Below are 7180 nucleotides of genomic sequence, written 5' to 3'. Positions count from 1 at the left end.
TTTTTGTGTAAAAAGGAAGCCCCGATAGTTATCGGAGTTCGCGGCGAGCGATACTACAATAAAATAAAGTGTCCGTTATAATTTGGCTTTTCTTATTTGGATTATGAAAGAGGTCTAATATTATTCTTGAGTAAATTTGCACATAAATTTACAATGATGGATACTAATTTCTTACCATTCGATCAAGTGAAACAATTGTATCCAAATGAATGGGTGCTTTTGGGAAACCCGGCGATGCATAATACTTCTGTCGCAGGAGGGATTGTTATCTATCGCAGCAAAGACAAAAAGGAAGTTTGTTATATTGGTAAAGATAAAACGGACGATTATTCAACTGTTACAATAGCTTTGGCAGGAGATATTAATTTTTAGAATGGTAATGCCGAACTACATCCCGAAAGCCCCGCTTAATCCCGATAATTATCGGGATGCGGGGGGATTAGTCCCCCTTTTTTTTGACTATTATATATTGAGTTTCGGTATTAAATCATCCCAGTATTTTGAATAGTAAATCATCAAGGAAATTAGCCGTAAAATTGCCTTTATTCTTCGTTTGTATATCAGTTAGTCGTGGTAAGTTATTACAGAAAAACTGCTGGTAATGAGCAGTTTCAATGAGGGTACTGCTTAGTGATTTCGGATATTTGTATTTGGGGTTATATTGAGAGATGGATTCAGCAATTTTTGCACACAAATCCTTGTATGGCTTGAACACTTCGCTTTTATTTATTTCATTTACTTCCTTAACCAAAAATACTTTAGTGCTTTCAGAAATTAATATTTGATTAAGATACTCTTTATTGTATTCCATACCAGCAGAACTTTCCGGTAATTCGTTTGTCAAGGTTTGAATAATTAATTTCAGTTTCATTTTAGGGTCTGTAACATTCTGTAACTTTAATTCAAGGTAAAACTCCATATAGTTCCAGTACCAACTTATAATATACAATAGCAATCGGTGTTTATTTTCGAAATAGCGGTACACAGTAGCTTCCGTTGTTCCAATTTCAGCAGCTAATTTTTTAAAAGTAAAATTTTCAAAGCCTAATAGGTGAATCAAATCAATAGAACTTTTGACAATTTTTTCCCCTACTTCAGTTTGCTCAGGGTCTTTAATATATACAGCTTCGTTTACTTTGAAAGATACCTTGTACTTCATATTAAATTATTTTTTTGCAAAAGTAGGGTTAATTCTAATAATTGAAGTATTGCTATCAAAAAAAAAATAATATTTTTTTTAAATGATAGTATTGCTATTAATATAAAAGTATCTGTATCTTTGCACCTGATTTTTAAATTTGCAAGAATATGAACCCGTTTAAAAGATTGTGGGAACTAATTAAACTAGAGAAGCAGGAGGTATGGTCTATATACTACTATTCAGTATTAAGCGGTCTGCTTCAGCTTACTGTACCAGTAGGTATACAAGCTATTATTGGTTTTGTAATGGGGGCAACGATGGTTACTTCTATTTATGTTCTTTCGTTATTGGTGGTTTTGGGAGTGCTTTTGGTTGGTATATTACAAATAAATCAAATGAAGATTATAGAGAAGATTCAACAAAATATATTTGTACGCTACGCATTTGATTTTGCAGAAAAAATTCCACGATTCGATCTCATAAAATTGGATAGTTATTATTTGCCAGAAAAGGTGAATCGAATTTTTGAAGCAATTAATGTGCAGAAAGGAATTTCAAAACTGCTTTTAGATATCCCTACCGCGAGTATTCAAATTATTTTCAGTTTGATTTTATTGTCATTATATCATTCCATCTTTATATTATTTGGATTTTTGTTACTGGCAGTGCTATATTTGATGGTGAGGCTCACTGCAAAGAAAGGAATCAGAACCAGTTTGCAAGAGAGTGGTTACAAGTATGAGGTTGTTGCTTGGTTGCAAGAAATGGGAAGGGTAATAAAGTCATTTAAATTTAGTCAAGGGTCACAAATGAATTTAAAAAAGACCGATGAAAATGTTCATGAATATGTACTATCAAGAACCGCTCATTTTAAAGTGTTATTGTTGCAATATAGAGCACTGGTTTTTTTTAAAGTGATGATCACTGCTTCAATGCTTATAGTAGGCACTAATCTTTTAATTAATCAGCAAATCAATATTGGTGAATTTATAGCTGCAGAAATAGTAATATTAACAATCATAAATGCTGTTGAAAAACTAATTGGAAGTTTAGATAGTATCTATGATGTAATTACAGGCTTAGAAAAGTTGGCAAGTGTTACGGAAAGTGTATTAGAAAAAGAGGGAAGCACGATACTGGGTAGGCAAGAAAATGGATTACGAGTTGAACTAATTAATTTTAGTTTTGAATATCCCAAACAGAAGCTCATATTTAGGGACTTTAGTATATTAGTTCCTGAAGGTAGTACCGTTTGTATTTCAGGTGCTGAGGGTGCTGGTAAAACTACGTTTCTTAAAATATTGAGTGGCAATTATAGTAATTTCTCAGGGGCGTTGCTTATTGATAATAAACCAATTCATCAGTACAAATTGGAATCCTTAAGAAAGCAATTGGGTGTATATTTATTACAAGAAGATATTTTCAAAGGTACTCTTTTCGAAAATATTAGTATGGGTAGAGCAAGCGTAACTGATATGTCTATTATGCAAGTTGCGAATAATTTGGGTATTGATTTTTTTAAGCAATTATTTCAAATTGGGTTTGATTGTGCAATTGACAATGCGGGAAAGAGGCCTTCTTCATCTATGATTAAAAAAATTCTGCTACTTAGGGCTTTGGTCGACAAGCCACCTCTATTGTTGCTGGAAGAACCGTGGCTTGGTTTAGAAATTGGAATGAAGGATCGAATCACTAACTATATATTACATCACACTAAAAATGCGACAGTATTCATTACGAGTAATGATGAAAGTTTTGCAAAGAAATGTGACTATAAAATGCTAATTGATAATCGAGAAGTAACTTTATTAAGGAATATTTAAAATGGAAATGAATAAGTATCCTTTACCACTAAGATCCTTGAAAGCGATCTACAGATTTAAAGTTAAAAGCAAAATCAAATACTGGTTTTGGGGAATAACATTTTTATTTGCTGCCATACTTTTTCTTCCGTGGACACAAAATATAAAGGCCACTGGAATTGTTACTGCTTTATTACAAAATCAAAGGCCACAGAAGATTCATTCACCTATTCCAGGCCGAATAGTGAAATGGTGGATAAAGGAGGGAGATATCGTAAAAAAAGGCGATACTGTTTTACAACTTTCAGAAATAAAGGAAGACTATTTAGATCCCAATTTGGTAAATCAAACGCAAAAGCAAGTTGATGCCAAAAAGGGGAGTGTCGCTTTTTATCAAAACAAAATGAACACAGCAAGTACACAAATTGATGCATTAAACGCATCTAAAAAATTAAAATTGCAGCAATTAAATAATAAGATATTACAACTAGAAAATAAATTATCTGGTGAGCGTGCAGAATTATTTGCTACTGATAATGAAGTGGCACTTGCCCAAGATCAATATAGTAGGCAAGAAAAAATGTTTGAAGAAGGTTTAGTCTCACAAACTCAACTACAGCAGCGTAATGCGTTATATCAAAATACTGTTTCAAAGAAAATTGTGATTGAAAATAAATTGTCTCAAACACAGCAGGAAGTAAAAAATGTTATTATAGAACGCAATTCTATTGAACAAGAATATATCGAGAAAATTAGTAAAATTGAAGGTGATAGGTTTCAAACATTAAGTAATATAGCAACTAGTGATGGCGAAATAGCAAAGTTAGAAAACATCGTTAGTAATTATATTATAAGAAATAGCATGTATTATATTCTTGCCCCCCAGGACGGTCAGATTGTGCAAGCTAACAAAACCGGGATTGGAGAAATCTTAAAAGAAGGGGAAAGTATTACTATGATAGTTCCTGACAAGATGAATTATGCGGTTGAAATGTTTATTAGACCTGCTGATTTACCGCTAATAAGCGAAGGACAGCGAGTTCGCTTTATGTTTGATGGTTATCCAGCCATTGTATTTAGCGGTTGGCCTAAGGGAAGTTATGGTACTTTTGGTGGTAGGGTGAAAGTAATAGAAAATACTATTAGTAGCAATGGGATGTTCCGACTATTAATAGCCGAGGATTCATTAGACAGGAAATGGCCTGAGCAATTGAAAATTGGTACCGGTGTGCAATGTATTGCTTTGTTAAAAGATGTTGCGATATGGTATGAGGTATGGCGAAATATTAATGGATTCCCGCCCGATTATTATTACAATAATAAAATTAAAACTGAGAAAAAATATGATACCAAGAATTAGTTTCATTTTTATTTTGCTTTTACTGGGCAAATTCTCTAATAGCCAAGATACTTTAAATGTATTAAATTCCGAACAAGTATTGGAAATAGTACGCAGATTTCACCCAGTAGTAAAACAAAGTGATATATTAATTTCAAAAAGCCGTGCTGATTTACTAATAGCAAGAAATCCATTCGATCCTATTGCAAGTCACCAGGCACTGCAAAAAACTTTCGATGGGCTGAATTATTATAACTTTAGAAGTACTGAAATAAAAATTCCACTTTGGTACGGTGTGGAAATCAATGCAGGTATCGAAAATTTGCAAGGTGGAAGGTTCGATCCTTCCGAAACCAATGGATTGACCAATTATATGGGAGTAAAAATACCGCTATTGAAGAATCTTCTAATGGACAAACGTAGAGCATCCTTGCAACAAGCCAAATTGTATAATGGTATGGCCAAAGTTGAGCAACAAGCTATCGTAAATAATTTATTGATGGATGCCATTGATGCATACTGGCAATGGGTGAAAATGTATCAAATGTATATTATAATAAGTGAAAATGTAGCGAATAACCAGAAGAGATTTGACCTAGTTAAAAAAGCTTTTAGAAATGGTGAAAGAGCAGCAATTGATACCCTTGAAGCTTTAACACAATTAGAGGGATTTATGTATCAGCAAAATAATACCAAAGTGGCTTTTCAAAATGCAGCATTGCAGCTTTCTGCATACCTCTGGACGAAAGATAATGAAATTTATATTTTACCTGAAAGTGTAATTCCTCAAAAGGATTGGGATAATGAACCTTCAATGCTCAATTATAATATTATTTTAACAGACCTGCTGACCCTTGCGGAAAAATCGCACCCCGATCTAAGAATGTATGATTATAAATTGGGAACTTTGGCTATAGAAAAAAAACTTAATTTTCAAGAATTACTACCCACCTTAGATGTAAAATATAATCAACTAGGTAAAGGCTATCAATATAATACAAATGTGCTGTTTCCACTATTAGATAATAACTTTCAGTACGGCTTAAAAATTGAAATGCCATTGCGGTTGTCCCTTGGTAGAGGAGCCTATCAGAAAACAAAGTTAAAAATAAAAGAAACTACTTTATCTCAAATTCAGAAATGGACCGCAATAAAATTAAAAATTCAAAGTTTTTATAATGAGTATGAAAATTTGAAGAAGCAAATTATTTTGCAAAACAATATATATAATAATACTTTGCAGTTAGTTCGGGTAGAGGAATCGAGATTTTTTAACGGAGAAAGTTCTTTATTTCTTATTAATAGTAGGGAGAATAAGGTTCTAGAAGTTTATGAGAAATTGATTGAGACAAAGACTAAATATTTTAAAACTATGTACGCCTTGCAATGGAGTAGCGGACTATTGAAGTAATTTTTTGCAAAACAACAACAGCAAGACAGATGCCAAAAAAATTATCGGGATTATGACATTAAGATACCAAAGTTGCTCAAAATACTGCTTATCAGAGCAGTAGTATTTTAGTTATATTGTATACGAATGCAAAAAGATTATATCATAATCTGATATTGTAATACTACGCAGCTTCTTCTTTGGTCAGATACTGGTTTCCCATTCACATCTAATACAAAACTTGGTCTGCTCTGATAGTTCAATGTCATCTTTGATCTGTGCCCATTGATAAACCAATTTATTCCTGCTTCATATATGGTGGTAGTCTGGTAATTCAATCTCTGAAACTGCTGCACCGTGCTCGATACATAAGGCATCAATTGGCCACGTGACGGATCTTTTTGACTTACTGGAAATAAGTAACCAACTTGTGCATATACTTGTTGGCCTGTGCCAAACATTGGATACGCATTTCCAAAACCTGTAGATGAAACCGCAATTGTATTACCTAAACTTGAACCATTTGCAGGATTCATAATGCCATTATACCGCAAATAATTATTACCATAATTTGTATTAAAATATCCGACATAAGCATTGATAGCAGTATGTTTTTCTTTGTTCAAAGGCTTGTCCAAAAAACTTTCTACGCACCACAACATCATATTATCATATACAATTGTACTATCCCGATTATGCCACAAAGCTTTGGGCTGATATATAACTCCTGCTGCAATATTAAATATATTTTTTGTGCCCAAATAGGTACCTGCCATATACGGAGTATTGTGTGGTTTATAATCTTTAAATTGCCATATAAAATATCCTTGATATTGCTTGTGCTGCCCTGTGGTAGCAAAGCTTGCATTTTTGCCAATAACTGGAGCAGTGGCTCCATTTGAGGTTACAGGAAATGGGTCAGATAGTATAATTCTATAATCTAATTTTCCAATTTGTCCACGGGCATACACACTTAGTTTTCTGGAGAATTGATCTATCTGGTCAACAGTTGCTTGAGCAAAAACCGGAACATCCAAAGTCATGATATTGCTAATACCAGGTTGCGAAAAACGGGAAAGTCCATTTGCAATGGTGAGTCCACCACCCAACTTTAATTTGTTTTTAGGCAGCACCGCATATTCGCACAATGCATCGTGAAAAAATACTGCATTTTTTCTATTGGCATTTATATTATATTGCGAATTGAAATTGTTTTGCCCGAATTGAAAGTATACAAAAACTTTGTCACTCACTTGTCCAAACATTTGCAAGCGGGTTCTACGTAAACCTATATCAAAGGTTTCTTTCCTTGCTTCACCTTCCACAGTTGTACCACGATTACTTTGGTTATATCTGAGCCATGTTTGGTTGGACAGGGTAAACTGCATCCAGTGCGTGCCTTCATCGTTTAAGTTAAACTTTAAATCTTTGATAGGTTGGTTTTGAGCAAAACTATTACTTGCTATAATTAATAATAATATATATATACTGATATGTTTCATTGCATT

6 protein-coding genes are annotated in these 7180 nt (G+C 33.4%); 4 read left to right on the top strand and 2 right to left on the bottom strand.

Annotated features, from left to right (window positions below; translation table 11 throughout):
- Positions 1-153: 153 nt before the first annotated feature.
- Complete coding sequence (locus tag SGJ10_09070; GenBank protein MDZ4758276.1) at positions 154-372, top strand: hypothetical protein; 219 nt, start codon at positions 154-156, stop codon at positions 370-372.
- Between the two features lie 115 nt (positions 373-487).
- Here the strand turns inward: SGJ10_09070 and SGJ10_09065 are convergent, their stop codons facing one another.
- The gene (locus tag SGJ10_09065) at positions 488-1159 is read right to left on the bottom strand and encodes a TetR/AcrR family transcriptional regulator (protein MDZ4758275.1); all 672 of its coding nucleotides are present in this window, start codon (positions 1157-1159) and stop codon (positions 488-490) included.
- Positions 1160-1308: 149 nt separating this feature from the next.
- On the opposite strand from SGJ10_09065, the gene SGJ10_09060 reads away from it, so the two are divergent.
- From SGJ10_09060 to SGJ10_09050, 3 genes are read left to right on the top strand one after another with little or no spacing between them, the layout of a single operon-like run.
- Positions 1309-2964: an ABC transporter ATP-binding protein gene (locus SGJ10_09060; GenBank protein ID MDZ4758274.1), complete on the top strand. Its 1656-nt coding sequence runs from the start codon at positions 1309-1311 to the stop codon at positions 2962-2964.
- A gap of 37 nt (positions 2965-3001) precedes the next feature.
- Positions 3002-4303 carry an HlyD family efflux transporter periplasmic adaptor subunit gene (locus SGJ10_09055; GenBank protein ID MDZ4758273.1) on the top strand — a complete coding sequence of 434 codons (1302 nt, stop codon included), beginning with the start codon at positions 3002-3004 and terminating at the stop codon, positions 4301-4303.
- Positions 4287-5693, top strand: a complete 1407-nt coding sequence (locus SGJ10_09050) for a TolC family protein (GenBank protein MDZ4758272.1) — start codon at positions 4287-4289, stop codon at positions 5691-5693. Before SGJ10_09055 ends, SGJ10_09050 begins: the two co-directional genes overlap by 17 nt.
- A 137-nt stretch (positions 5694-5830) precedes the next feature.
- On the opposite strand, the gene SGJ10_09045 is transcribed toward SGJ10_09050, so the two are convergent.
- Positions 5831-7174, bottom strand: coding sequence for a hypothetical protein (locus SGJ10_09045; GenBank protein ID MDZ4758271.1), 1344 nt, complete (start codon positions 7172-7174; stop codon positions 5831-5833).
- Positions 7175-7180 lie beyond the last annotated feature (6 nt).

It is taken from the genome of Bacteroidota bacterium (assembly GCA_034439655.1).
Lineage (GTDB): Bacteria > Bacteroidota > Bacteroidia > UKL13-3 > UKL13-3 > CANJUD01.
The sequence above is the reverse complement of the archived record's forward strand: the minus strand, read 5'-3'. Positions and strand labels throughout refer to the sequence as shown.